The organism is Variovorax sp. PMC12 (genome assembly GCF_003019815.1).
In the GTDB taxonomy this organism is placed as follows: Bacteria; Pseudomonadota; Gammaproteobacteria; order Burkholderiales; family Burkholderiaceae_C; genus Variovorax.
This window is the reverse complement of record NZ_CP027773.1, coordinates 1,619,764-1,643,823: the sequence shown is the minus strand read 5'-3', so window position 1 is coordinate 1,643,823 and position 24,060 is coordinate 1,619,764. Positions and strand designations below refer to the sequence as shown.

23 protein-coding genes and 1 tRNA gene are annotated in these 24,060 nt (G+C 67.0%); 11 read left to right on the top strand and 13 right to left on the bottom strand.

Going from position 1 to position 24,060, the window contains the following annotated elements:
- Positions 1 to 436 precede the first annotated feature (436 nt).
- On the bottom strand, positions 437 to 688 hold the full coding sequence (locus tag C4F17_RS33110) for a hypothetical protein (protein WP_199851997.1): 252 nt from the start codon (positions 686 to 688) through the stop codon (positions 437 to 439).
- Between C4F17_RS33110 and C4F17_RS07630 the strand changes: the two genes are divergently transcribed.
- Positions 606 to 4,430: a DUF748 domain-containing protein gene (locus C4F17_RS07630; RefSeq protein WP_106934829.1), complete on the top strand. Its 3,825-nt coding sequence runs from the start codon at positions 606 to 608 to the stop codon at positions 4,428 to 4,430. The two genes, C4F17_RS33110 and C4F17_RS07630, sit on opposite strands and share 83 nt — an antisense overlap.
- A gap of 201 nt (positions 4,431 to 4,631) precedes the next feature.
- Positions 4,632 to 7,463 carry a DUF349 domain-containing protein gene (locus C4F17_RS07625; RefSeq protein WP_106934828.1) on the top strand — a complete coding sequence of 944 codons (2,832 nt, stop codon included), beginning with the start codon at positions 4,632 to 4,634 and terminating at the stop codon, positions 7,461 to 7,463.
- Between the two features lie 81 nt (positions 7,464 to 7,544).
- Here C4F17_RS07625 and C4F17_RS07620 read toward each other — a convergent pair whose 3' ends face one another.
- From C4F17_RS07620 to C4F17_RS07595, 6 genes are all read right to left on the bottom strand, one after another.
- The gene (locus C4F17_RS07620) at positions 7,545 to 8,141 is read right to left on the bottom strand and encodes a hypothetical protein (protein WP_106934827.1); all 597 of its coding nucleotides are present in this window, start codon (positions 8,139 to 8,141) and stop codon (positions 7,545 to 7,547) included.
- Between the two features lie 81 nt (positions 8,142 to 8,222).
- Positions 8,223 to 9,026: a zinc-dependent peptidase gene (locus tag C4F17_RS07615; RefSeq protein ID WP_106934826.1), complete on the bottom strand. Its 804-nt coding sequence runs from the start codon at positions 9,024 to 9,026 to the stop codon at positions 8,223 to 8,225.
- Between the two features lie 17 nt (positions 9,027 to 9,043).
- The gene (locus tag C4F17_RS07610; protein ID WP_106934825.1) at positions 9,044 to 9,805 is read right to left on the bottom strand and encodes a UDP-2,3-diacylglucosamine diphosphatase; all 762 of its coding nucleotides are present in this window, start codon (positions 9,803 to 9,805) and stop codon (positions 9,044 to 9,046) included.
- A 25-nt stretch (positions 9,806 to 9,830) separates the two neighbouring features.
- The gene (locus C4F17_RS07605) at positions 9,831 to 10,343 is read right to left on the bottom strand and encodes a peptidylprolyl isomerase (protein WP_081270927.1); all 513 of its coding nucleotides are present in this window, start codon (positions 10,341 to 10,343) and stop codon (positions 9,831 to 9,833) included.
- A gap of 26 nt (positions 10,344 to 10,369) precedes the next feature.
- Positions 10,370 to 10,963: a peptidylprolyl isomerase gene (locus C4F17_RS07600; protein ID WP_106934824.1), complete on the bottom strand. Its 594-nt coding sequence runs from the start codon at positions 10,961 to 10,963 to the stop codon at positions 10,370 to 10,372.
- A 79-nt stretch (positions 10,964 to 11,042) separates the two neighbouring features.
- Positions 11,043 to 11,630, bottom strand: coding sequence for a tetratricopeptide repeat protein (locus tag C4F17_RS07595; protein ID WP_081270925.1), 588 nt, complete (start codon positions 11,628 to 11,630; stop codon positions 11,043 to 11,045).
- Positions 11,631 to 11,819: 189 nt separating this feature from the next.
- On the opposite strand from C4F17_RS07595, the gene cysS reads away from it, so the two are divergent.
- The 8 genes from cysS (at position 11,820) to C4F17_RS07555 (ending at position 18,721) form a co-directional block, all read left to right on the top strand.
- A complete protein-coding gene (gene cysS / locus C4F17_RS07590; protein ID WP_081270924.1) occupies positions 11,820 to 13,196 on the top strand; it encodes a cysteine--tRNA ligase in 1,377 nt (458 codons plus the stop codon).
- Positions 13,197 to 13,213: 17 nt separating this feature from the next.
- Positions 13,214 to 13,864: a DNA-3-methyladenine glycosylase family protein gene (locus C4F17_RS07585; protein ID WP_106934823.1), complete on the top strand. Its 651-nt coding sequence runs from the start codon at positions 13,214 to 13,216 to the stop codon at positions 13,862 to 13,864.
- A gap of 15 nt (positions 13,865 to 13,879) precedes the next feature.
- Positions 13,880 to 14,860 (top strand): acetyl-CoA carboxylase carboxyltransferase subunit alpha, encoded by a 981-nt coding sequence (locus C4F17_RS07580; RefSeq protein ID WP_081270922.1) that lies wholly within the window; start codon positions 13,880 to 13,882, stop codon positions 14,858 to 14,860.
- A 13-nt stretch (positions 14,861 to 14,873) separates the two neighbouring features.
- Positions 14,874 to 15,851, top strand: a complete 978-nt coding sequence (tilS, locus tag C4F17_RS07575) for a tRNA lysidine(34) synthetase TilS (RefSeq protein WP_106934822.1) — start codon at positions 14,874 to 14,876, stop codon at positions 15,849 to 15,851.
- A 55-nt stretch (positions 15,852 to 15,906) separates the two neighbouring features.
- Positions 15,907 to 17,175 carry an aspartate kinase gene (locus C4F17_RS07570; protein WP_081270920.1) on the top strand — a complete coding sequence of 423 codons (1,269 nt, stop codon included), beginning with the start codon at positions 15,907 to 15,909 and terminating at the stop codon, positions 17,173 to 17,175.
- A 27-nt stretch (positions 17,176 to 17,202) separates the two neighbouring features.
- Positions 17,203 to 17,295, top strand: a tRNA-Ser gene (locus C4F17_RS07565).
- Between the two features lie 262 nt (positions 17,296 to 17,557).
- Complete coding sequence (locus C4F17_RS07560; protein WP_106934821.1) at positions 17,558 to 18,379, top strand: alpha/beta fold hydrolase; 822 nt, start codon at positions 17,558 to 17,560, stop codon at positions 18,377 to 18,379.
- A 33-nt stretch (positions 18,380 to 18,412) separates the two neighbouring features.
- A complete protein-coding gene (locus C4F17_RS07555) occupies positions 18,413 to 18,721 on the top strand; it encodes a GNAT family N-acetyltransferase (protein WP_106934820.1) in 309 nt (102 codons plus the stop codon).
- Positions 18,722 to 18,797: 76 nt separating this feature from the next.
- Here C4F17_RS07555 and C4F17_RS07550 read toward each other — a convergent pair whose 3' ends face one another.
- The 3 genes from C4F17_RS07550 to C4F17_RS07540 form a co-directional block, all read right to left on the bottom strand.
- Positions 18,798 to 20,705: a sensor histidine kinase gene (locus tag C4F17_RS07550; protein ID WP_106937476.1), complete on the bottom strand. Its 1,908-nt coding sequence runs from the start codon at positions 20,703 to 20,705 to the stop codon at positions 18,798 to 18,800.
- A 146-nt stretch (positions 20,706 to 20,851) separates the two neighbouring features.
- A complete protein-coding gene (locus C4F17_RS07545; protein WP_081270917.1) occupies positions 20,852 to 21,166 on the bottom strand; it encodes a c-type cytochrome in 315 nt (104 codons plus the stop codon).
- A 29-nt stretch (positions 21,167 to 21,195) separates the two neighbouring features.
- Entirely contained in the window at positions 21,196 to 21,636 is a 441-nt protein-coding gene (locus C4F17_RS07540; RefSeq protein ID WP_106934819.1) for a DUF3592 domain-containing protein, read from the bottom strand.
- Positions 21,637 to 21,768: 132 nt separating this feature from the next.
- Between C4F17_RS07540 and C4F17_RS07535 the strand changes: the two genes are divergently transcribed.
- Entirely contained in the window at positions 21,769 to 22,440 is a 672-nt protein-coding gene (locus C4F17_RS07535; RefSeq protein ID WP_106934818.1) for a hypothetical protein, read from the top strand.
- Positions 22,441 to 22,459: 19 nt separating this feature from the next.
- Here C4F17_RS07535 and C4F17_RS32705 read toward each other — a convergent pair whose 3' ends face one another.
- From C4F17_RS32705 to C4F17_RS07525, 3 genes are all read right to left on the bottom strand, one after another.
- A complete protein-coding gene (locus C4F17_RS32705; protein WP_155742654.1) occupies positions 22,460 to 22,642 on the bottom strand; it encodes a hypothetical protein in 183 nt (60 codons plus the stop codon).
- 123 nt (positions 22,643 to 22,765) lie between these two features.
- Entirely contained in the window at positions 22,766 to 23,572 is an 807-nt protein-coding gene (locus C4F17_RS07530) for a polyphosphate kinase 2 family protein (RefSeq protein WP_081270914.1), read from the bottom strand.
- 43 nt (positions 23,573 to 23,615) lie between these two features.
- Positions 23,616 to 24,050 carry an RNA-binding S4 domain-containing protein gene (locus C4F17_RS07525; RefSeq protein WP_081270913.1) on the bottom strand — a complete coding sequence of 145 codons (435 nt, stop codon included), beginning with the start codon at positions 24,048 to 24,050 and terminating at the stop codon, positions 23,616 to 23,618.
- Positions 24,051 to 24,060 lie beyond the last annotated feature (10 nt).

Below are 24,060 nucleotides of genomic sequence, written 5' to 3'. Positions count from 1 at the left end.
GGATTGGTACGAATCAGGCTCCGCGCATGGAGTGGAGGTGGGTTGGGAGCGCGGCGACCTGATCAAGCCGGTTGGGATTCGGCAGCGGATTCAGGGAGGCCCCTCTGCGTCAGGCAGTCAGGGCAGGCCGGATTCTAGCGTGGGTTAATACCTGGTCAAGCATAAGGAATTGCATCTTTATGCTAATAGTTGTTTAAAAAGTTCATGGTTTCGAGGTGTTTTGTCTTAGGTGAAATCCCTTTGTAAATTGCATTTGCAAAGCAAGGGTGCGGCGCCTAATCTGAACGGGCCTGAGGTTTTCAGGCATTTTTCCGAGGTCAGGCAGCCTGAGGTGTAAGTCGAGGGCTCGAACGACCGAGGATCCACGGTGGCAATCTCTTGCTGCCAGCACGGCGGGAACCATTGACTTCCGGTCGCGCGAAACGATGGCATGGGTCTAGCGCCCGCCATCAAGCCCGGTGGCAAGACCTTCGTCGAGCCATCGGGCTTTCTTTTTCTGCGCACTGCGCAGCAGCTTCTCCGGTGTTTGCGGTATTTCTTCCGAAGCGCGGCTGCGGTTGCTGCGCCAACGGGGAGTTGAAGCGTCTTTGCGGCACACTCCGGCGATGGACGTAGCTTCGATCAAACAGAACAAATGGGTGCGGCGTGGGATCGTCGCGTTGCTGTCGTTGTTGGCCTTCTGGGTCATCGCCTGGCTGGCGGTGCCGCCGATCGCCAAGAGCCAGCTCCAGAAGATCGCAAGCGAGAAGCTTGGCCGGCAAGTGACCGTCGGCAAGGTCGACTTCAAGCCCTGGACGCTGGAGCTCACGTTGAACGATCTGCGCATAGCCACCGCCGATGGCAGCAGGTCGCAGTTGGCCGTCCAGCGCATCTATGCCGATGCCGAGCTGCAATCCATCTTCCGCCTCGCACCGGTGATCGACGCCGTGGCCATCGACGCGCCGTCCGTCCTGCTCACGCACCAGGCCGACGGCAAGTACGACATCGACGACATCCTTGCCAGGCTGTCGGCCGGCCCGCCCGCCGACCCGAAGGCCAAGCCGGCGCGCTTCGCGGTCTACAACATAGCGATCAATGGCGGCTCGGTCGACTTCGACGACCAGACCGTCAAGCGCAAGCATGAGCTGCGCGACTTCGTGCTCAAGGTGCCTTTCCTGAGCAACCTCGATTCGAAGCGCGACATCAATACAGAGCCCAAGCTGGCGTTCGTGCTCAACGGCAGCAAGTTCGACTCCGCCGCTCTCACCACCCCCTTCGCCGACAGCCGCAAGACGGACGCGCACGTGCAGTTCAAGGGGCTCGACCTGGTGCCGTACCTCGGCTACATCCCGGGCGGACTGCCGGTGCGCCTGCAGGCGGGCAGCCTCGACGCCGACCTGAAGATCGGCTTCGAGCACGGCGCCACCAACGGACTGAAGATCACCGGCACCGTCGAGGCGCACACCACCAAGGTGGCCGACGCTCGCGGGCGCGACCTGCTGGCCTTCGAGTCGCTCAAGCTCGCGCTGGACGACGTGCGGCCGCTGGAGTCGGTGTTCCACCTGAGCGAGATCGCGCTGGTCAATCCGCAGCTGGCGGTGGCGCGCGACGCCGCCGGCCAGCTCAACCTGCTGGCCACCGACCCCGCCACCGGCGCGACCGAAAAGGCCGCGCCCCTTCCGGCGGCGCCCGCGAACCCGCCAGCCGGCCAGCCGGCCGAGAAGCCGGTGCTGAAGGTGCAGGTCGACAAGTTCGCGCTGAGCGGCGGCCGTATCGGCTGGCGCGACGAAACAGTCAAACCCGCCGCGGCCATCGACGTGACCGAACTCGGATTCGATGTCACCGGCGTCACCTGGCCCATGGACAAGCCGGCCCAGTTCAACGGCAGCACCGCCATTGCCGGCGCCTCGCTCAAGTTCAAGGGCAGCGCCACCGACAAGGTGGCCAACGTGGAAACCGAGGTCGATGCGCTGCCGCTGTCGCTGGCCGCGCCTTATCTGGCGCAGAGCCTGGAGCCCACGCTCGACGGCAAGCTCAGCGGCCAGATCGACATCGCCTGGGCCCAGCCCAACCTCAAGTTCAAGGCCCGCCGCCTGGCCGCGGACGGGCTCGCGCTGACGCAGGCCAAGACCGCGCTGGCCAGCGTCGGGCGCTTCGAGCTGGTCGACGCCGAGGCCGACATGACGAACCACACGCTGAACGTGGCTTCGTTCACCGCCACCAATCCCAAGGTGCGCATCGAGCGCGACAACGAGAAGCGCTGGATGTTCGAGCGCTGGCTCAAGACGCCGGCCGGCGACGGCGCCAAGGAAGCCGAAGCCAAGGTGGCGGCGCCGAAGCCCGCCGCCGCCGAGGCGCCGCAGCCCGGCGCCAACACCAAGCCCTGGGCGCTGACCATCGGCAAGCTGGCCGTCGACAACGGGGCGCTCTCTTATTCAGACAAGGCTTCCGCGACCCCGGTGACGATCGAAGTCACCGCGTTCAAGCTGCTCGCCCAGAAGCTCGCCCCCGAAACGAACGCCACTTCGCCGCTGGAAGTGTCGGGCCGCATCGGCTCCGGGCGCTCCGAGCCGGGGCGCTTCGACTACAGGGGCAACGTCGTGCTCAAGCCGCTGGCGGCCGAGGGGCGGCTCGAGGTGGCGTCGTTCCCGGCGCATGCCTTCAAGGCCTACTACGCCGACGCGCTCAACGTCGACATCCGCCGCGCCTTCGCGAGCTATCGCGGCACCGTGCGCTACGCGGCCACGCCTGCCGGCATGAGCATCAAGCTGGCCGGCGATTCCGCGCTCGACGACTTCCGGGCCAACAGCATTTCTCTCACGCAGTCGCCGGGCTTCGACCGCAACAACAACCAGTTGCTGAGCTGGAAGACGCTGAGCCTGCGCGGCCTGCAAGTCAGCATGGCGCCAAACACGGCCCCGGCGGTCGATGTGCGCGAGACCACGCTGACGGACTTCTTCGCCCGCGTGATCGTCGACCCGACCGGCCGGCTGAACCTGCTGAGCCTTACCAAGAAGGGCGAGGCGGAAGCCAACGCCGCGGCCGCCGCGGCCGGCGAGGCCAGCACCCGCAAGGGGCCGGGCGGAACGACCACCACCACAACGGCGGCCCGGGCGGCGGCGCAGAAGCCCGCAGGTCGCTCGGTATCGGCCGAGGAAATGGTCGGCGGCGCGCCCGAACCCGCCAGGCCGGCGGCAATCGCCGCGGCGCCGGCAGCGTCGGCAGCGGTCGATACGGGCCTGGCGCCGGTCATCAACTTCGGCCCGATGAGCCTGGTGCACGGCAAGATCGACTTCACTGACCTGTTCGTCAAGCCCAACTACTCGGCCGACCTCAGCGAGCTGACCGGCAAGCTCAGTTCGTTCTCGTCCAATCCGCCGAAGGGCGAGGGCGGACGGCCCGCGCTGGCCGACCTCGAACTGCGCGGCAAGGCGCAGCAGACCGCGGCACTGGAAATCACCGGCAAGCTCAATCCGCTGGTCAAGCCGCTCGAACTCGACATCACCGCCAAGATGCGCGACCTCGACCTCGCGCCGCTGTCGCCGTACTCGGTGCGCTACGCCGGCCACGGCATCGAGCGCGGCAAGATGAGCATGGACGTCAACTACAAGGTGGCGGCCGACGGCCAGCTCACGGCCACCAACAAGCTGGTGCTCAACCAGCTGCAGTTCGGCGACGAAGTGGCGGGCGCGCCCGCCAGCCTGCCGGTGAAGCTGGCGGTGGCCCTGCTGGCCGACCGCAACGGCGTGATCGACGTCGACCTGCCGCTGAGCGGCTCGCTCAACGACCCGCAGTTCAGCGTCGGCCCGCTCATCTGGAAGGCGGTGGTCAACCTGATCGTCAAGGCCGTGACCGCGCCGTTCAGTTTGCTGACCGGTGGCCTGGGCGGCGGCAGCGGCGAGTCGAGCGCCATCACCTTCGACGCCGGCAGCTCGGACCTGAGCGCCGCCGCCAAGGAAAGCCTGGACAAGGTCGCGAAGGCCCTGACCGACCGGCCCACGCTGCAGATGACGGTCGCGGGCACCGCCAGCCTCGAAAAGGAGCGCGACGCCTACCAGCGCCAGCGCGTGCGCCAGCTGACCCTGGCGGAGAAGCGCCGCGTCGCGGTGCGCGGCGGCCAGGCCGGCACCGACGTGCCGCCCGTCACCGATGCCGAATACCCCGAGCTGCTGACCGCCGTCTACAAGCGCGCGGACATCACGAAGCCGCGCAATCTCGTCGGCCTTGCCAAGGACCTGCCGCTCAAGGACATGGAAAACCTGCTGTTCGCGAGCGTGCCGGTCGACGAGGAGTCGATGCGGCAGCTGGCGGTCGAGCGCGGCGCGGCCGTGCGCGACTACCTGCTTGCGAAGAGCGTGCCGAGCGAGCGCCTGTTCCTGGGCGCGGTGCGCACCACCGCCAGCGGCGCCGACTGGAAGCCGGGCGCCGAGCTCAGCCTCACCATGAAGTGACGCGGCGCAAGCGCTTCGGGACTTGGTTTTTCTCCACGGCTTGCTATATATGTAGTCCGTCAATCTCCCAGCCAGCAACCCCGGGCTCGCCACGTTTCCAGGGCGGAATTCGGCGGCCGGCCGCAAGTGGGTGAAAATGTCGATGTGCGCCGGCCTTTGCCGGCGCCTTCGCTTTCTCTACTAAGACAACGATTTCGCGCAGTGACCTCTACTTCTTCCAAGCCACACGACATTCAGGCCCTCGACACGCTGACCGGCGGCGCCTTCACCGCGCCGACTTCCGGCGAGCGCGCCGCGCGCATCCGCGACTGGCTCGCTGGCAACCCCGCGCCCGAGCAGATGCAGGAGGTCTTCAAGGAGCTGAGCGGACGCGACAAGGGCGCTGCACGCCTGCTGCGCGAAAAACTCGACGAACTCAAGCGCGCCAAGGGCCAGGAGGCCATCGCCGCCGAATGGGCGCAGAAGGCCGAGGCGCTGCTTGCACAGTCCAAGCTCAACATCGCGGACGCGCTGGCGTGGCAGCGTGACGCCGCCAAGGCCGGCGCACCGCTGTCGCGCGAACCGCTGGCCGGCCTGAAGCTCAAGCTGGCGGAGCGCGTCAAGGGCATCGAAGACCTGCAGCACCGCGCGCAGGTGCACCGCGAAGCCGCAGTGCTGCTGGCCCAGCGCTTCGAAGTGCTGTCGACCAAGGGCTGGCAGGACGCCCAGGCCGCCGAGGAATCGCTGCGCGCCGACGTGGCCCACTGGCAGCAGCAGGCGACCGAAATCACCGGCGATGCCAACTGGACCAGCCTGGACGCCAAGTTCGCGCCGCAACTCGAATCGTCGAAGTCGCAGCTGCTGGTGGTGTCCGATTCCTTCCATAGCGCGTTGGCCCTGGCCATTGCCGCCTCCGCCGACGCAGCGGCGCCGCTGCCGCCGGTGCCCGTGTGGGCCGACGAACTGCGCGCCGCGCGCGGTGAAGTCCTGGCTCCCAAGGTGGCCGCTCCGGCACGCCCTGCCGCGCCCAAGGTCGATCCGGCCGTGCGCGCCGCCGCCCAAGACGCGGTGCAGGCCGCGCTCGCCAAGCTCGAGCAGGAAACCGCCGAAGGCCACGGCAAGGCCAGCGCCGGCGCCGCAGCCGCGCTGCGCGCCGTGCTCAAGGAACACGGAAAGCTGGTCGAGGCGCCGCTCGAAGCCCGCGTGCATGCCGCGCTCGTGGCCGCCGGCGAACTCGAAGGCTGGCAGCGCTGGAGCGCCGACAAGGTCCGCGAAGACCTCGTCGCCAAGGCCGAAGGCCTGCTCAAGCGTCCCGAAGGCCAGGCCCTCGGCGGCCGCAAGATGCAGGAAACGCTGCGCGCCCTGCGCGACCAGTGGAAGCAGGCCGACCAGGGCGGCGTGCCGAACCACGCGCTGTGGAAGCGCTTCGACGAAGCCTGCAACGAGGCCCACAAGGTGGTCGAGGCCTGGCTGGAGAAGGTTCGCGCCGACGCCGCCGAGCACCGCGCCCATCGCGTGGCGCTGATCGAAGAGGTCAAGGCCTGGGCGGCGGAACACGCCGGCGCCACCGATCTGAAGGCCCACAACCGGGCGCTGCACCAGTTCGCCGACCGCTGGCGCGATGCCGGCCATGTGGGCGAGAAGGTGTTCGCCGAGCTGCAGCCGCAATGGAACGAAGCCTTCGGCGCCGCCCGCGCACCGTTCGAGACCGCGCAGAAGGCGAGCGTCGAGCGCCGCCAGGCCATGATCGCCGAGGCGACCGAGCTCGGCGCCCAGCCGATGCTGCGCATCGACGCCGTCAAGGCGCTGCAGCAGCGCTGGCAGGCCGAGGCGCAGAGCGTGCCGCTCGACCGCCGCCACGAACAGAAGCTGTGGGACGCTTTCCGCGCGCCCATCGACGAGGCTTTCAACCGCAAGACGGCCGAGCGCGAAAAGGCGTCGGCCGCCATGAGCGAGCACGACCGCCATGTTCTCGACGCCTCGAAGGCGCTCGATGCCGCCAACGCCGGCGGCGACGTGCAGAAGATCCGCGCCGCCATCGCCCGCCTGGAAGCGGCGCTGCGCGGCGAAGCCCCGCCGCCGGCTCCAAAGGCCGAGCAGGCAGCCGCCGCGAGCGACGGCCCGTCGGTCGGCGCGACCGAGGTCGTGGCTCCGGGCCAGGCCGCCGCCGAATTCGGCGAGAGCGCCGAACAGGCACCCAGCCCGAGCGACGCGGAAGCCTCGCCCGGCACGCACACCGAGGCGCCCGCTGCTTCGGCCGATCTGGTGGCGCCCGCCGATGGCGCCGATGCATCGGCACGCACCGACGCCGCTGCGCAAGCCCCTGCCGCCGCGGCGAAGCCCGCTCCCAAGCCGGTGGTGGCCATGCGCGGCGACGACCGTCCGAGCAGCAAGAAGGCCGAGGCGGCACCCGCCGCTCGCGGTGCCGGCGGCCGCTTCGGTGACCGGCGCGATGCCGGCCGGCCGGGTGCGGGCGGCCCGGGTCGCCCCGGTGGCGACCGCGGCGCGCCGCGTTCCGGTGACCGCGGTGATCGCGGCGCCCCTGGCGGCCGCTTCGGCGACCGTCCGCCGCGTGAAGATCGCGGCCCGCGCCTCGGCGACGCGGCCTTCCGCGCCCAGCGCGAAGCGCTCGAGCGCGCCGACATGGCGCTGCGCAAGCTTGCCGCCCAGGCGCACGGCGAAGCCCTGACGCAGGTGCTCGGCGCCTGGGAGCAGCGCGATGCGGCGCGTCTGCCGAGCGTCCAGGAACTGGGCCGCGCGGTGACGCCGGCGGTGCGCACCGGCTGGTCGCAGGCCATCGGCTCCGCGCCGACCGCTGCCGCCAGCGATGCCGCCGAAGCGCTGTTGCGCCTCGAAATGGCAGCCGAAGTGCCGACGCCCGCCGAGCAGCTCGACGCACGCCGTGCGCTGCAGCTCAAGCTGCTGACGAAGCGCGGCGATCCGGCGCCGGCCCAGACCTGGGGCCAGGATGCCGGCAAGGTGCTGGCCGCCGCGCACGACGCCGCGAGCGCCCGCCGCCTGCAGAATGCGCTGAAGGCACTGCTGCGCAAGTAAGGCCGGCCTTTTCTTTCGGCCATGAAAAAAGACGCCCTCGGGCGTCTTTTTCATTGGGCTGCGAGCCAGACAGGGGGAGGGTCAGACTTTCTCGCCGATCACTGGCGTCTGCACCGCCGCCGCCTGTTCGGCCGCATGGCCGCTGGCGATGCGGCGCCGGAGGAGCAGTCCGCCAATGCCCAGCAGCAGGGCAACGGCGCCGACGATCAGCGTGCCCTTGTCGGTGGCGCTGGATGCGGCTGCCTTGTCCTTGTTTTCCATGATCTTCTGCACATCGGCCAGCGACACCACGGGCTGGCCCTTGAGCTTGACCTCGTAGACGAGGTTGTTGTCCGAGGGATCGACGCGTACGTCGACTGCTTCGTCGATCAGCGGCTCGAGCTTGCTGCGGCCGACCGCGTAGTCCACGCGCCATTTCTCGGTGCTGCCGTCGGCCAGCTTGGCATCGAGCACGAAGTAATGGCGCGTGGTGCTGCCGCCGCGCCGGCGCTTGGTGGTTTCCGTGATTTCGCTGCCGCTGACGATGGTGCCGCTCCTGGCCACCAGGTCTTCGACCGCGGTGCCGTGCGTGTCAGCGTTGGCCTTGAATTGCGCGTAGCCCGCCCACCCCAGAATCCCGATGCCGATCACCAGCGCGAGCCATGCCTTGCCAGTGAGTTGATAGAGCCAATCCCTCATGTTGTTTACCTTTTTTGCGAGTTGATAACCCGTCAATGGTAAAGGCTGGAGCGCTATCAAATAAATAGCAAGCAATCGAGATCAGGCTTGGGATTGGGGCCTTTTAGGCAGAAAGAATTCATCGAAGATCGCGAGCACTTCGGGGAAGTCCCGGCTGAAATTCGGGCGGTTCACGAAATAGGCCTCGCAGGCGACCGCGAAGAACTCGCTGATCGATGTCGCCCCGTAGGCGTCGAGCCAGGGTGGCTCGGCGCCGAAGCGTTCGGCCAGGATGGTTTTTTCGCGGAAGTCTTCGTAGGCGGGCTTCATCACGGCCATCCACGCCGCGCGGGCCTCGCGCGCACTGCGCTTGCCGGCAAAGCCGGCGGGCAGCGGCGGGCAGCCGTTGGCGTCGCCGTTGCGCATGTCGATCTTGTGGGCGAACTCGTGGATCACGACGTTGTAGCCGCGGTCCGAGGTGATGCTGCTCGCGAGCACGTCGTCCCAGCTCAGCATGACGGGGCCGCGGTCCATGGCCTCGCCGGCCACGACTTCGTTGTACTCGTGCACGACCTGCGCGTCGTCGACCACCTTGCGGCGGGCCACGACCTCGGAGCGGTGCACCACGATGCCGACGAAGTCGTCGTACCAGGCCAGGCCGCCCTTGAGATGCAGCACCGGCAGCACGGCCTGCGCGGCGATGGCCAGCGCCACCTCATTGGTGATGCTGAAGTTGCGGGCGCCGTGGAATTCCTTGTCGCGCAGGAACTCGGCGGTGAGGGCGCGCAGCCTTTGCAGGTCGGCGGCGGGGCGATCGGCGAGGAAGGCGTAGCGCATGAGCACCGCCTGCCATGCGGCATCGGGAATCGGGGGCAGGGCGCGCAACCGGCGCAGCCACTTGAACATCGGCGGCGGCGGCGCGGCTAGCGCAGGTCGACGCGCTGGGCGCCGGCGGGGGAAAGACAGAGCAATTGCGCGCGCGGCGGATGCGCGGCTGCGTCCCAGTCGCTCAGCACGATGCGGCGCATGCCTTCGCCCAGGTCGTGGTCGGCGGGGCGGTGCGTGTGGCCGTGCACCAGCGTGTGGGCCTGGGCCTGCCGCAGCCATTGGCGCGCGGCGGCGGTGTCGACGTCGGCCCAGACGACGGAGGGATCGCGCTTGCGGTCTTCGCTCTGCACCCGCATCGAACGCGCGAGCGCACGGCGCTCCTCGAGCGGGCGCGCGAGAAACGCGGCCTGCCACGCGGGCGTGCGCACCTGGGCGCGGAACTTGAGGTAGTCGGTGTCTTCGAGGCAGAGGGCGTCGCCGTGGCTCAGCAGCCATCGCTGGCCATGCAGCACCAGCACCGTGGGGTCGTCGAGCAGCGTGAAGCCGCACCGTGCCGCGAGTGCGGGGCCGATCAGGAAGTCGCGGTTGCCGTGCATGAAGTACACCGGCAGCCGCTGCGCCGTGCGGCGCAGCAGTTCGGCGCATTGCGCCTCGAAGCCGGGCTGGGCGGCGGCATCGTCGCCGACCCATACTTCGAACAGGTCGCCGAGGATGATCAGCGCGTCGGCCGGCGTGGTCTGCAGGTAGCCCTGCCAAGCCTCGAAAGTGGCGGGCTCGCCGGCCTGCAGGTGCAGGTCGGAGATCAGGTCGACAGTGCGCCAGGTGGCGGGCGCCACCAGTTCATTGAACACCGTCATCGCTGCCGCCACCGGGGGCTCGCGATCACTCTGCAGTGACGACGGCCTTCTCGATCACGACGTCTTCGAGCGGCACGTCGTCATGGAAGCCCTTGCGGCCCGTCTTCACGGCCTTGATCTTGTCGACCACTTCGGTGCCGGCAATGACCTTGCCGAACACGGCATAGCCCCAGCCCTGGGCCGAAGGCGCGGTGTGGTTCAGGAAGCCGTTGTCCGACACGTTGATGAAGAACTGGGCCGTGGCCGAGTGGGGCGCGCTGGTGCGGGCCATGGCGACGGTGTAGTTGTCGTTCTTCAGGCCGTTGTTGGCTTCGTTCTCGATCTCGGCGCCGGTGGGCTTTTGCTTCATGCCGGGCTCGAAACCGCCGCCTTGCACCATGAAGCCGGGGATCACGCGGTGGAACACCGTGTTGTCGTAGTGGCCCTTCTTGACGTACGAGACGAAGTTCTCGACCGACTTGGGCGCCTTGGCGGCGTCGAGTTCGAGCGTGATGACGCCGTAGTTCTTGATATGCAGTTCGACTTGTGGGTTGCTCATGAGGGACTCCTTCTTCGGAAAACGGATTACTTCGCCACCACGGTGGCGGACTTGATGGTGACGGGCTCGACCGGCACGTTCTGCATGCCGCCCTTGTTGCCGGTCTGGACGGCGCGGATCTTGTCGACCACGTCGGTGCCAGAGACGACCTTGCCGAACACGGTGTAGCCGTAGCCGTCGGGGCTGGGTGCGTTGAGCGAGTCGTTGTTCTTCACGTTGATGAAGAACTGCGAGGTGGCCGAATCGGGGTTGCCGGTGCGGGCCATGGCAATGGTGTACTTGTCGTTCTTCAGGCCGTTGCCGGCCTCCAGCGGAATGGGCGCACGGGTGGGCTTCTGCTTCAGGTCGGCGGTGAAGCCGCCGCCCTGGATCATGAAGCCGTCGATGACGCGGTGGAACACCGTGCCGTCGTAGTGCTTGTCCTTGACGTACTGCAGGAAGTTCTCCACCGACTTCGGTGCCTTGGCGGCGTCGAGTTCGACCACGATGTCGCCGGCCGAGGTGGCGAGCTTGACGCGCGGGGAGGCGGTCTGAGCATGCCCCGCGGCGGCGAACGTGAGTGCGGCGGCCAGCACCAGGGCGCTGCGGCGGCTGAATCGGGAGAGTGCGTGGATCGTCAAGTGATGCTCCGTGTGCGGATGGGGGAGAGCGGGGGGCGCACGACGAATCGGTCGCCGTCGCGCGGGAGACCTCGCTCGCTTACTTGCTGGTGCGGCCGACCGGCTTGCGGATGACCACCGGCGCCGCAGGCAGCGCGGCGGCCTCGGCTTCGGTCTTGGGCGTGAAGATCTGGCGGATCAGCGCCAGTTTGGGCGCGACGCTCGGGTTGGTGCTGGCGAACTGCTGGGCGCGAACGTATTCCTGGGCCGCGAGGCGGGCGTACACGTCGCCAAGGTTCTCGTGCGCGGTGGCGTAGTTCGGGTTGAGCTTGATGGCCTGTTCGAGCGCCGAGCGCGCCTGGTCGAACTTGCTTTGCGACGCATAGAGCGCGGCGAGGTTGTTGTAGGGCTCGGACAGTTCGGGGAAGTCCTGTGTGAGCTGGGTGAAGGCCGCGATGGCCTCGTCCTGCTTGTTCTGCTCGGTGAGGATCACGCCGCGCAGGAAGCGCATCTGCGGGTCGCGCGGCTTGCCGGCAATGTAGGTGTCGGCCTTGGCGAGCGCTTCGGCCGGCTTGCCCTGGCGCAGCAGCGTGTTCACGTCGTCATACTCATTGGCGTGCGCGGCGCCCCACAGGCTGAACAGCAGGACGAAAGCAAGGGAGAGTCTGGAGAAAGCGGCGTGCTTCATGAAGCCTCGGAGTGGGAAGTGCGGGCTTGGGGAACACCCGGGAGATACTCGGCAGCAGCCGTTTATACTAGGTTGCATTGTAGCCGAGGGGCCATGTCCAACCCCTCGCGACCACAGCCCCCGTCACCCCTGAAAAACATCGTCGTTCGCCCGTGCCGCACGTGCGCGAAGCGACGTTTTCCGAATCTCATGAGTCTGCGCATCTACAACACGCTGTCGCGTGAATTGGAGGAATTCTCCCCCCTGCAACCCGGACAGGTGCGCATGTACGTTTGCGGCATGACGGTCTACGATTTCTGCCACATCGGCCACGCCCGCATGATGATGGCGTTCGACGTGGTGCAGCGCTGGCTGCGCGCCAGCGACTATGCCGTGACCTACGTGCGCAACATCACCGACATCGACGACAAGATCATCGCCCGCTCCGTGCAGCGCGGCATCACCATCCGCCAGCTGACCGACGAAGTGATCGCGGCCATGCACGAGGACATCGGCGCGCTCGGCATCGAGCCGCCCACCATCGAGCCGCGCGCCACCGAGTACGTGCCGCAGATGCTCGGCATCATCCAGAAGCTGGAGCAGAAGGGCCTGGCCTATCGCTCCGAGAACGGCGACGTGAACTACGCGGTGCGCAAGTTCCCGGGCTACGGCAAGCTGTCGGGCAAGTCGCTCGACGAACTGCATGCGGGCGAGCGCGTGGCCGTGCTCGACGGCAAGCAGGACCCGCTCGACTTCGTGCTCTGGAAGGCCGCCAAGCCGACTGAGCCCGCAGACGCCAAATGGGAAAGCGCCTATGGCACCGGCCGGCCGGGCTGGCACATCGAGTGCTCGGCCATGAGCTGCGCGACCTTGGGCGAGACCTTCGACATCCACGGCGGCGGCGCCGACCTGCAGTTTCCGCATCACGAGAACGAGATTGCCCAGAGCGAAGGCGCCAACGGCAAGCCGCTGTCGCGCTTCTGGGTGCACAACGGCTTCGTGCGCGTGGACAACGAGAAGATGTCCAAGAGCCTGGGGAACTTCTTCACCATCCGCGAAGTGCTGCAGAAGTACGACGCCGAGAGCCTGCGCTTCTTCCTGGTGCGCACGCATTACCGCAGCGCGCTCAACTACAGCGACGCGCACCTGGACGACGCCCGCAATTCGCTCAAGCGCCTGTACACCGCGCTCGATCTCGTCGCACCGGCCGAAGTCGCCATCGACTGGACCCAGCCCTATGCCGCGCGCTTCAAGGCGGCCATGGACGAGGACTTCGGCACGCCCGAAGCCATTGCCGTGCTGTTCGAGCTGGCCGGCGAAGTCAACCGCACCAAGTCCGCCGAGACCGCGGGCCTGCTGAAGGCGCTGGCCGGTTCGCTGGGCTTGCTGCAGGGCGATCCGCGGGCGTTCCTGCAGGCCGGCAGCACGCTGGACGACGCGGCCATACAGGCCCGCATCGCCGAGCGTGCCGCTGCCAAGGCGGCGAAGAATTTCGCCGAAGCCGATCGCATTCGCCAGGAACTCCTCGAGCAGGGCATCGTGCTCAAGGACTCGCCCACGGGAACCACCTGGGCGGCCGCGCAGTGAACGGTACGACGAACCCCATGCCCGCCACCAAGAAGTCCAGCGTACAGATCTATACGCCGGACTATTGGGAGGAGGCGTGCAAGCACCTTTCCAAGAAAGACCGCGTCATGAAGCGGTTGATCCCGAAGTTCGGCGACGCCTGCCTGGAGTCGCGCGGCGACGCGTTCACCACGCTGGCGCGCAGCGTGGTCGGCCAGCAGATTTCGGTGAAGGCGGCGCAGACGGTCTGGGACAAGTTCGCGGCGCTGCCCCGCAAGCTGACGCCGGCCAACGTGCTCAAGCTCAAGGTCGACGACATGCGCGGTGCGGGCCTCTCGGCACGCAAGATCGAGTACTTGGTCGACCTGGCCCTGCACTTCGATTCGGGCCTGGTGCACGTCGATTCGTGGAAAGACATGTCGGACGAGCTCATCATCGAGGAGCTCGTGGCCATCCGAGGCATCGGCCGCTGGACCGCCGAGATGTTCCTCATCTTCCACCTGATGCGCCCGAACGTGCTGCCTGTGGACGACCTGGGGCTGCTCAACGGCATCAGCGTCAATTATTTTTCGGGCGATCCGGTCAGCCGCAGCGATGCCCGCGACGTGGCCGTGGCCTGGGCCCCGTATTGCAGCGTGGCGACTTGGTATATTTGGCGATCACTGGACCCGGTTCCAGTCGCATATTGAACACAGGAGAAGACGTTGGCGAAACGAACCTTCCTCGACTTCGAGCAGCCCATTGCTGAACTCGAAACAAAGATCGAAGAATTGCGCTATGTGCAGACCGAATCGGCGGTCGACATTTCTGAAGAAATCGATCAGCTCGGCAAGAAAAGCCAGCAGCTCACCAAGGACATCTACAGCGACCTGACGCCCTGGCAGATCACCAAGATCGCCCGGCATCCGGAGCGCCCCTATACGCTCGACTACGTCAACGAAATCTTCACCGATTTCGTGGAGCTCCATGGCGACCGGCACTTTGCGGACGACCTGTCGATCGTGGGCGGCCTGGCGCGCTTCAACGGCGTGCCGTGCATGGTGCTCGGCCACCAGAAGGGCCGAGACACCAAGGAGCGCACCGCGCGCAACTTCGGCATGAGCAAGCCCGAGGGCTACCGGAAGGCCCTGCGCCTCATGAAGACGGCAGAGAAGTTCAAGCTGCCCGTGTTCACCTTCGTGGACACGCCCGGCGCCTACCCCGGCATTGACGCGGAGGAGCGCGGGCAGTCGGAAGCCATCGGCCGCAACATCTTCGAGATGGCGCAGCTCGAGGTGCCGATCATCGTCACCATCATCGGCGAGGGCGGCTCCGGCGGCGCGCTGGCCATTTCGGTCGGCGACCAGCTGGTGATGCTGCAGTATTCCATCTACTCGGTGATCAGCCCCGAGGGGTGCGCTTCCATCCTGTGGAAGACCAGCGACAAGGCGCAGGAAGCGGCCGATGCACTGGGCATCACCGCGCACCGCCTCAAGGCGCTGGGGCTGGTCGACAAGATCGTGAACGAGCCCGTCGGCGGTGCGCACCGCGACCATCGCCAGATGGCCGCGTTCCTCAAGCGCGCGCTCAACGACGCCTTCCGCCAGGTCAGCGACCTGAAGCCGAAGGAACTGCTGGAGCGCCGCTACGAGCGCCTGCAGAGCTACGGCCGTTTCAACGACACCAAGGCCGACAACGGCAGGTAACGCAGCCTCCGCCATGGACTCCGCTTTCGAACGCGCCATGGCCGCGTTCGAGCCGGCGCATTGGCCGCTGGCGGTGGGTTTCAGCGGCGGTGCCGACTCCACGGCCCTGCTGGCCGCCTGCGCGACGCGCCGGCCGGGCGAGGTTGTTGCCTTCCACGTGCATCACGGGCTGCAGGCCGCGGCCGACGACTTCGAACGGCATTGCCGGAACGTCTGCGAGCGTCTGGCCGTGCCGCTGCGCGTGCATCGCGTCGATGCGCGGCATGCGCGCGGAGACAGCCCGGAGGATGCCGCCCGCCGTGCCCGCTACAGCGCGTTTGCCGAGATGGTGCGCATGGACGGGAGCTCGCCGGCTATCCAATCGATAGCGCTGGGCCACCATGCCGATGACCAGATCGAAACCCTGCTGCTGGCGCTTTCGCGCGGTGCGGGTCTTCCGGGGCTGGCCGCGATGCCGGCGCGCGCGCAGCGGGGCGGGCTGGAAATCCATCGCCCTCTGCTGGCCGTGGCAGGTGCTGACATCCGTGAATGGCTGGCCGGGCGCGGCCTGCCGTGGATCGAAGACCCGACCAACGGCGACGCGCGCTACACCCGCAACCGGATTCGCGCCGTGGTGCTCCCGGCGCTGGCGCAGGCTTTTCCGCAGTTTCGCGCCACCTTCGCCCGCAGCATCGGCCATGCCGCCCAGGCCCAGGAACTGCTGGACGAGCTCGCAGCGCAAGACATGGAGACGGTGGGCAACCCGCCGCGCATCGCGACGCTGCAGACTTTGTCGCATGCCCGGCAGGCCAATGTGCTGCGCCACTGGCTGATGCAGGCCCACGGCGGCGCCCCCAGTGCGGCGCAGCTCGACCAGCTGCTCAGCCAGGTCCGCGCCTGCACCACGCGCGGCCACCGGATCCACCTCAAGGTGGCCGCGGGATTCATCGAGCGGAAGGGCGATTTCCTGCATTGGTACAATGCCCCGCCCTCGCCGAAGACTTTGCTCTGACAGCTTGCAGGGCGCCGCCTTTCAAGCGGCCCTTTTCTTTTCTCTGATTTCACCCATGGCATTGATCGTTCACAAATACGGCGGTACGTCGATGGGCTCGACCGAGCGCATCAAGAATGTCGCCAAGCGCGTCGCCAAGTGGGCGCGCGCAGGCCACCAGATGATCGTGGTTCCGAGTGCCATGAGCGGCGAGACCAACCGCCTGCTCGGCCTGGCCAAGGAGCTGGCGCCCAGCAAGCCCGGCGTGGCGCACAACCGCGAGCTCGACATGCTGGCCTCGACCGGCGAGCAGGCGTCGTCGGCGCTGCTGGCCATCGCGCTGCAGGCAGAGGGCGTCGAGTCGGTCAGCTACGCCGGCTGGCAGGTTTCGGTGCGCACCGACAACTCCTACACCAAGGCCCGCATCGAAAGCATCGACGATGCGCGCGTCATGGCCGACCTGAACGCGGGCAGGGTGGTGGTCATCACCGGCTTCCAGGGCGTGGACGACGACGGCAACATCACCACGCTCGGCCGTGGCGGCAGCGACACCTCTGCCGTGGCCATTGCCGCGGCCATGAAGGCGAACGAATGCCTGATCTACACCGACGTCGACGGCGTCTACACGACCGACCCGCGCGTCGAGCCCGACGCGCGCCGCCTGACGACCGTGAGCTTCGAGGAAATGCTCGAAATGGCGAGCCTGGGCTCCAAGGTCCTGCAAATCCGCTCGGTGGAATTCGCCGGCAAGTACAAGGTGCCGCTGCGTGTGCTTTCGAGCTTCACGCCGTGGGACATCGACATCAATGAAGAGGCCAAGTCCGGCACGCTGATCACTTTCGAGGAAGACGAAAACATGGAACAAGCCGTCGTATCCGGCATCGCATTCAACCGCGACGAAGCCAAGATCTCGGTGCTCGGCGTGCCCGACAAGCCCGGCATCGCGTATCACATCCTCGGTGCCGTGGCAGACGCCAACATCGAAGTCGACGTGATCATCCAGAACCTGAGCAAGGACGGCAAGACCGACTTCAGCTTCACCGTGCATCGCAACGAATACGCGAAGACGGTCGACCTGCTGCAGTCGAAGGTCATGCCTTCGCTGGGTGCGACCGAGATCGTCGGCGACACCAAGATCTGCAAGGTCAGCATCGTGGGCATCGGCATGCGCAGCCACGTGGGCGTCGCCAGCAAGATGTTCCGCGTGCTGAGCGAAGAGGGCATCAACATCCAGATGATCTCGACCAGCGAAATCAAGACCTCGGTCGTGATCGACGAAAAATACATGGAACTTGCGGTGCGCGCACTGCATAAAGCGTTCGATCTGGATCAACCGAGCGCCTAAGTAATGGCATAATCGTGGCTTCTTTCAGGAACTGTGACCGAGTGGCCGAAGGTGCTCCCCTGCTAAGGGAGTATGGGGTGTAGAGCCTCATCGAGGGTTCGAATCCCTCCGGTTCCGCCAATCAAGCCCAGTAGCTTTCAAGCTGCTGGGCTTTTTTGTTTTTGCGTCCGCGAGTCCTCGGCCGAACATTCAAAAAATTCGATGGCAGACGGCAAAAGGTTTCGCCGACGGCGCAGGCGCGAAGCCCGAAGATTCATTCCATGCCGAAGAAACTTCATCCCTCACCCATCATGAGTTCAACCGAATTCACGGGCTGTGCGGTTGTCGGCATCGGTTCTTTTCTTTCTTCCCTTCACGCCACCTCGACCCAAAGGACACAACCATGACCACACTCACCCTGCGCGACGGCACCGAGCTCTACTACAAGGACTGGGGCTCGGGCCAGCCCATTCTCTTCAGCCATGGCTGGCCTCTCAGCGCCGACATGTGGGACGCCCAGATGCTGTTCTTCGCGGAACGCGGCTACCGCGCCATCGCGTTCGACCGCCGCGGCTTCGGCCGTTCGAGCCAGCCGTGGACGGGCTACGACTACGACACCTTCGCCGACGACATCGCCGAGCTGATCGAGAAGCTGGACCTGAAGGACGTGATCCTCGCGGGCTTCTCCATGGGCGGCGGCGACGTCACGCGCTACATCGCACGCAAGGGCTCGTCGCGCATCGCCAAGCTGGCGCTCATCAGCGCCGTGACGCCGCTGTTCATGAAGACGGCCGACCACCCCGTGGGCCCCGACGCCTCGCTTTTCGCTGGCATCCGCGCCGGTCTGGCGGCCGATCGCCCGCAGTTCCTCGACGACTTCAGCACGGTCTTCTACGGCACCAACCGCCCCGGCGCCAAGGTGTCGCAGGGCGTGTTCAAGCAGACGCTGCAGATCGCGCTGCAAGCCTCGCTCAAGGCCACCATCGACTGCGTGACCGCGTTCTCGGAAACCGACTTCCGCCCCGACATGGCGAAGATCGACGTGCCCACGCTGGTGATCCACGGCGACGACGACCAGGTCGTGCCCTTCGAGGCCACGGGCAAGCTCGCGGCCGAGATGATCAAGGACAGCCAGCTCAAGGTCTATGCCGGCGCGCCGCACGCCACCTGCAACACGCACGCCGACCAGGTGAACGCCGACCTGCTGGCGTTCGTCAAGGGCTGAGCCGGCGCCCTCCGCCCCGCATCGAGATTTCCCATGACCCTTTCCAGCACGGTTCACGACAACCCCGCGAAGCATCGATTCGAATACGAATCGCAGGGGGAGCGCGCGGTGGCCATCTACTCGCTCGAGGGCGACGTCATTACCTTCATCCACACGCTGGTGCCTGAAGCGCTGCAGGGCCAGGGCATCGCGAAGCAACTGGTGCTGGCAGGGTTGGCATCGGCGCGCGAACGCGGGCTGCGCGTGATTGCGCAGTGCCCGGTGTTCGCCGCGTACATGCGGTCGCACCCGGAAACGCACGACCTGCTGGCCGAAGAGGGGCGCAGTCTGCTCGGGCTCTGACGGGCCTGCCAAGGCCGGCTTACGCGGTCTTCGGCGACGACATCAGCTCCCGGCCGTCGCAGGCCGCTGCAGTTCCTCAGGCCGCAACGGCCTCGCGCGCCAGCGGCAGCCACAGCATGAAGCGCGTGCCCGTCGGGCGCGATTCCCAGCTGATGGTGCCCTGGATCGACCGCGCCCGCCGCCGCTGGTTCTGCAGACCCCGGCCGGAAGGCGAGGACAGCACCTTGTCGACGTCGAAACCCTGCCCGTTGTCTTCGATCGTCACGCGAACGCCGGCACCGTCCAGCGCGGTCTCGACACGGATTTCGGTCGCGCGGGTGTGGCGAAGGATGTTCGAGATGCTCTCCTGCACGATGCGCAGTATGTGCAGCGCGCTCGACGGGTCGAGCCATTCAAGGGCGGGCAGCTCCTGCACTTCCCAGCGCAGCGACACGCCGGTGCCTTCGAGCCGCGGCTCCAGGCGGTAGCGCAGGGTGGCGAGCAGCAGCAGCAGGTCGGCTTCCACCGGCTCCAGCGAATCGAGCGTGAGCTTCAGGTCGTCGAGGCAGCTCTTGAGGATCTGCGAGATCTTTTCGTCGCTCATGCCGCCACCCTCGACCGAGCGGATCGCGCTGATCAACGAGGAGCCCAGGCCGTCGTGCATGTCCTGCATCAGGCGCTGGCGCTCGTCGCTGATGGTGCGCAGGCGCTCGACGTCTCGCAGCCGCTGGTGGCTCAGCTCCAGGTCGGCCTCGCGCTTGCGCAGCCGCTCGGCAAGGCTGTCGTTCAGTTGCTCCACGGCGCCGATGGCATACACGTAGCGCCGGTACATCAGCACGCCGAACACGCTGAAGGTCACGGCGTTGGTGTAGGCGCCCAGGTACCAGCCCTCGGGGCTGATGAAATTGTTCTGCAGCAGCCAGTCGGTGATGCCCAGCAGCACGCAGATGCCGATGCCTGCAGCCACCAGCCGGCCCTCGGTGGAGCGGCGCCACGCGCTGACGCCGCCGACCAGGCACACGGCCGCGCCCATGAGGGCCGCCACGGCATAGATCAGCGGCGTCACGCGCGGGGTGTTCTGCACCAGGTTCAGCCCCGGCATGGTCAGCACGCCGACCGCGGTGGTGGCCAGCACCACGGCCCAGGTCAGCCACCTGAGCGGGCGCTGGTGCAGCTGCCGCAGGAAGAAATGCACCACCAGCACCAGCCAGAACAGCGAATTGACGGTCAGCCACGCGAACCAGTCGTTGGCGATCGGCTGGCCCACGTAGAAATGCAGGCCGCGCATGAAGGAGGTGGCCGACAGGTTAAAGAACAGCAGGTAGCCGGTTTCGCCGGGGCGCCTGAACCAGACGAAGAGCGCGAAGACGCCCACGGCCAGGAAGGAGGCGCTGAGCATCGCCGGCAGCTCCTGCTGCAGCCACTGGCGCAGGCCGTGGCGGCCCCGCAGCGTTTCGACGGGGCCGAGCCACAGCGAGGACACCGCCACCTGCGTGTTGCGCGAGTGCTCCAGGCGGATGAGGATCTCCTGCGGCGGCGTACTGGCGGGGCCGCGGTCCAGCTCGACCCACAGCGGCGTGCGCGTGCTGTTCCACAGCGGGCCCAGTTGTTGGGCGCGGTGCACCAGGCGGCCGTCGGCGTAGACGGCAATGGTGCCGTCGGTCTTGATGCGGGCGCCGTACAGCGCCAGGGGGCCGTTGGAGGAAGGCAGGTGGCGCGTGGAGACTCGCAGCCAGGTGATGCGCGTCGGGCGGGCCGCGCTGGGCGTGCCGACGGTGGCGTCGCCATCGGCCTGGCGCAGCAGCGCGATGGGCAGGGCCAGCGGCAGCCGGATCGGGTTCCAGGCATCCGGCAGGTCGCTTGCCTGCTGCCGCGGGGGCGGCGTGCTGAAGCCCGAGGTGTCCTCGACCTGCCAGTCGGCGCGCTCCAGGTGAAGCGCGGCCCTGGACTGCTGCAGGCCGGACATCCCGCCGAAGAAGGCGCCGATGACGGCCAGCAGCGTCATCGACAGCACGAGTACCACGTTGGCGAAGAAAGGCGCGGGACGGGAGTTCAAGGCAGGGCGTTCAGGTGGGGCGTCCAAATCCGACGCGCCGCGTATGTAACCCATTCTCGCTCTTTGTTACCAATCTTGAGAAAGGCCCGGCGGTTTCAGCGAGGCGCAGGCTGGGACAGCACCCATTGGGCCAGCGCCCGTGCATCGTTTTCCGTCACGTGGGCCTGCCGCGGCATGATGACGCGGCCCCAGGTGCCGACGCTGCCATCGCGGATCTTGCCGGCCAGCCGGGCGGGTGCGTCGGCATCGTTGCGGTAGCGCTCGGCAATCTGTGCGAAACCCGGGCCCACCTGCTTGTGGACCAGCCCGTGGCACGACAGGCAGCCGTTCTTGCGGGCCAGGTCGGCGGGCGGCGTCTGGGCCGTGGCGGTGATCGCCGCAAGCATGAGCCAGGCGGGAAGGAGATGCATGGATGGAAAAGCTCGGCGGAATGGACAGATCAGGTTCCCGGTTCCTGGTCGCGCTGGATGCGCCGCAGGATTTCCGCGAACAGCAGAAAGACTCCCCCGATGATGCCTGCCATGGCCGGTCCGCCCCACAGTTCGAATGCGTCGTCGAGCATCACGTTGGCCGGGTTCGAGGGCTGGGCATAGACCTGCACGCTCTCGCCGGCCTCGTAGCGCGGCGTTCCGCTACTGCTCGAGGTGGTGAAGTCGATCAGCGCGCCCGACGGTGCCCTGAAACGCACCAGCGGCCGCCAGGTGCCGTCGGTATTGTTCTTGTTGCTGCTGCGCACGTGCTGGAGTTCCACCACCTGGCCCTGGACGCGGTCGGCGGAGGCAATGAAGCTCAGCTTGCCGAAGGCCAGGTAGCCGCACAGCCCGAGCAGGGCGACGCCGATGAGCGCGAAAAGGTACTTGGCGAATGTCTCGAACTTCATGGGTCTGCCGGCTGGAGGAATCGCTGCATCGTCGCAAATGCCGGGCGTCGTTCATTCGCGACAAGGCGATTCAGGAGTAACTATATGTATGGTTAAATCCTGCGAACAATCGTTAGAAGACGAGGGATTCCCATGAAGTTCCTGCTGAGCATTGCGGCCGCCGCTGTCGCACTGGCTGGTTGTGCCAGCCAGCCGATGACGCCGACCGAACCCGGAACGGGGACCGGTCTCTCTTATGTGCCGATGGTCGCCATGGAAGGCGTGGACAAGGCGCGCTACGCGAGCGACGTCAGCGCCTGTCGCGAGGCAGCCACGCGCATCATCGCGCGCAGCGACGCCAACACCGATCTGATGTGGGCCGCCGTGGGTGTGGGGCTGGTCACCTGGTACAGCCAGGGCATGGCGACAGGCTTCGCGGTGGCCGGCATCGGCACCTCGGCCGTCGACTACGCGGGGCAGCCCTCGGCCACGCTGATCGCCGAGCACCAGCAGATCGCGATCGTGCACTGCATGGCCAAGCGCGGCTATCGCAATCTCGATCCCAACGTACGCGACTCTTTCTACGGCAACACCTTCGACCCGGCCATCGTCTACAAGCCGCGCCGTACCGGTGTCGACACCTACAACGTCGAGAAGCTGGCCAAGGCCGGGCGCTGCAACCTGCAGCCGCGCGCCGAACTCACTGCCAAGGGCCCGGGCTATGAAACCTACAACGTGCCGTGCGACAACGGTGCCACCTGGGCGGTGCGATGCGAGTTCGGCAAGTGCCGCGTGCTGGCCCAGGCGCTCATTCGCCGCTCCTGAGCCATCGGGTCAGCGGCGCTCAGCGCCAGACGTAGTGGCCGCGCACGAAGCGGCCATGCTCGCGGTGCGCAGGCACCCAGACCTTGTGCGGACGGTGATGCGGCCGGTCATAGCCAGGCCCGTGGCGCGGCGGCATGGGCTGGGCCATGGCGGCGGTGGAGGCAAGCATGCAGGCTGCAAGTGCGAAGAGTATTTTTTTCATGTTGGAGTCCTTCTTTGGGTTGCACCTGAATTGGTACGCGGCCCAGCTTAGTGGGCCGCTCGGCGCGGCTCCGTAGGCGAAGTCGCACTTTACAAGCGGGACACCAAGGAAGGGCCGCACGCCTTATTTGATGATCATGCCCTTGAGCGCCGGGTCCGGCGGCGGCGGCTTGAGCTTCATCTGCCGCATCGTCTTCACCAGCAGTTGGGCGACCATCACGTTGCGGTGGCGCTTGCTGTTGGCGGGTATCACGTGCCAGGGGGCATGCTCGGTCGAGGTGGCGCCCAGGGCGCTCTGGTAGGCCTGCTGGTAGGCGTTCCACTTGGTGCGCACCCGCAGGTCGTCCATGCTGAACTTCCATTGCTTGCCGGGCGTGTCGATGCGCGCCTGCAGGCGCTCGCGCTGCTCGTCCTTGTCGATGTGCAGCATGCACTTGATGACGACCGTGCCGGTCTCCGTGAGCAGCCGCTCGAAGTCGTTGATCTGCGCGTAGCGGCGCTTGGCTTCCGCCTTGTCGATCCAGCCTTCGACCACCGGAACGAGCACGTCTTCGTAGTGGCTGCGGTTCCACACCATGATCTCGCCGGTGCGCGGCACTGCTGCATGGCAGCGCCAGAGGTAGTCGTGCGCGCGCTCCTCGTCGTTGGGCGCCTTGAAGGCCGTCACGCGCACGCCCAGCGGCGAGGTCCGCGAGAACACCCAGCGCACCGTGCCGTCCTTGCCGCTGGTGTCCATGCCCTGCAGCACCACCAGCAGCTTGCGCCGGCCCTCGGCGTGCAGCAGGTCCTGCAGTTCGTCGAGCTCGACGGCGAGCGCGTCGACTTCCGCGCGCTGCGAGGCTTCGTCACCTTCGCAGAAGGGCGTGTCGTCGGGGTCGATGTGCGATAGCTTGAACTTGTCGCCGACGCGGTATTTCTTGAAGCTGGCCATGCAACGGGACTCCTCGAAGAAAGAAAGCCCACAGCGTAAGCGATCAGCGTTCCGTGTCGTCCGCGTCGATCGATGCGCTCCAGCGGCTGTCCCATTCGGCGTGCCGCACCGCGCCGTCGAGTTCGCGCCGGTCGCGCTTGGTGGGCCGGCCCTGTTCGATGGCCAGGGCCGGCTCGCTGCCCATGCGGCGCAGTTCTCGGAAGGCGGCCTGGGCGGCGATGCTCTCGGGCGTTTCCTCGTAGAGCTGCTGCGCCACCGGCGCCGGCCCGCGCTGCCCGCTGAGGCCGCGCACCGTGACCGTTCGCGTGAGCGTGCCCAGCCGCATGGCGACCGTGTCACCGGCCTTCACCTCGCGCGAGGCCTTGGCGACGTCGCCGTTCACCTGCACGCGGTTCTTGCCGATTTCCTCCGCGGCCAGCGAGCGCGTCTTGAAGAAGCGTGCGGCCCAGAGCCATTTGTCGATGCGCAGACGTTCCATGGATATCAGG

What these genes read in the sequence shown, in the direction of transcription:
- C4F17_RS07525 (WP_081270913.1), bottom strand. Translation starts at nt 24,050, where the DNA reads ATGGAACGTCTGCGCATCGACAAATGGCTCTGGGCCGCACGCTTCTTC.
- C4F17_RS07615 (WP_106934826.1), bottom strand. Translation starts at nt 9,026, where the DNA reads ATGTTCAAGTGGCTGCGCCGGTTGCGCGCCCTGCCCCCGATTCCCGAT.
- C4F17_RS07550 (WP_106937476.1), bottom strand. Translation starts at nt 20,705, where the DNA reads ATGACGCTGCTGGCCGTCATCGGCGCCTTCTTCGGCGGGATGTCCGGC.
- C4F17_RS07540 (WP_106934819.1), bottom strand. Translation starts at nt 21,636, where the DNA reads ATGAAGTTCGAGACATTCGCCAAGTACCTTTTCGCGCTCATCGGCGTC.
- C4F17_RS07570 (WP_081270920.1), top strand. Translation starts at nt 15,907, where the DNA reads ATGGCATTGATCGTTCACAAATACGGCGGTACGTCGATGGGCTCGACC.
- C4F17_RS07585 (WP_106934823.1), top strand. Translation starts at nt 13,214, where the DNA reads ATGCCCGCCACCAAGAAGTCCAGCGTACAGATCTATACGCCGGACTAT.
- C4F17_RS32705 (WP_155742654.1), bottom strand. Translation starts at nt 22,642, where the DNA reads ATGAAAAAAATACTCTTCGCACTTGCAGCCTGCATGCTTGCCTCCACC.
- C4F17_RS07560 (WP_106934821.1), top strand. Translation starts at nt 17,558, where the DNA reads ATGACCACACTCACCCTGCGCGACGGCACCGAGCTCTACTACAAGGAC.
- C4F17_RS07595 (WP_081270925.1), bottom strand. Translation starts at nt 11,630, where the DNA reads ATGAAGCACGCCGCTTTCTCCAGACTCTCCCTTGCTTTCGTCCTGCTG.
- C4F17_RS07555 (WP_106934820.1), top strand. Translation starts at nt 18,413, where the DNA reads ATGACCCTTTCCAGCACGGTTCACGACAACCCCGCGAAGCATCGATTC.
- C4F17_RS07630 (WP_106934829.1), top strand. Translation starts at nt 606, where the DNA reads ATGGACGTAGCTTCGATCAAACAGAACAAATGGGTGCGGCGTGGGATC.
- C4F17_RS07610 (WP_106934825.1), bottom strand. Translation starts at nt 9,805, where the DNA reads ATGACGGTGTTCAATGAACTGGTGGCGCCCGCCACCTGGCGCACTGTC.
- C4F17_RS07605 (WP_081270927.1), bottom strand. Translation starts at nt 10,343, where the DNA reads ATGAGCAACCCACAAGTCGAACTGCATATCAAGAACTACGGCGTCATC.
- C4F17_RS07530 (WP_081270914.1), bottom strand. Translation starts at nt 23,572, where the DNA reads ATGGCCAGCTTCAAGAAATACCGCGTCGGCGACAAGTTCAAGCTATCG.
- C4F17_RS07535 (WP_106934818.1), top strand. Translation starts at nt 21,769, where the DNA reads ATGAAGTTCCTGCTGAGCATTGCGGCCGCCGCTGTCGCACTGGCTGGT.
- C4F17_RS07545 (WP_081270917.1), bottom strand. Translation starts at nt 21,166, where the DNA reads ATGCATCTCCTTCCCGCCTGGCTCATGCTTGCGGCGATCACCGCCACG.
- C4F17_RS33110 (WP_199851997.1), bottom strand. Translation starts at nt 688, where the DNA reads ATGACCCAGAAGGCCAACAACGACAGCAACGCGACGATCCCACGCCGC.
- tilS (WP_106934822.1), top strand. Translation starts at nt 14,874, where the DNA reads ATGGACTCCGCTTTCGAACGCGCCATGGCCGCGTTCGAGCCGGCGCAT.
- cysS (WP_081270924.1), top strand. Translation starts at nt 11,820, where the DNA reads ATGAGTCTGCGCATCTACAACACGCTGTCGCGTGAATTGGAGGAATTC.
- C4F17_RS07620 (WP_106934827.1), bottom strand. Translation starts at nt 8,141, where the DNA reads ATGAGGGATTGGCTCTATCAACTCACTGGCAAGGCATGGCTCGCGCTG.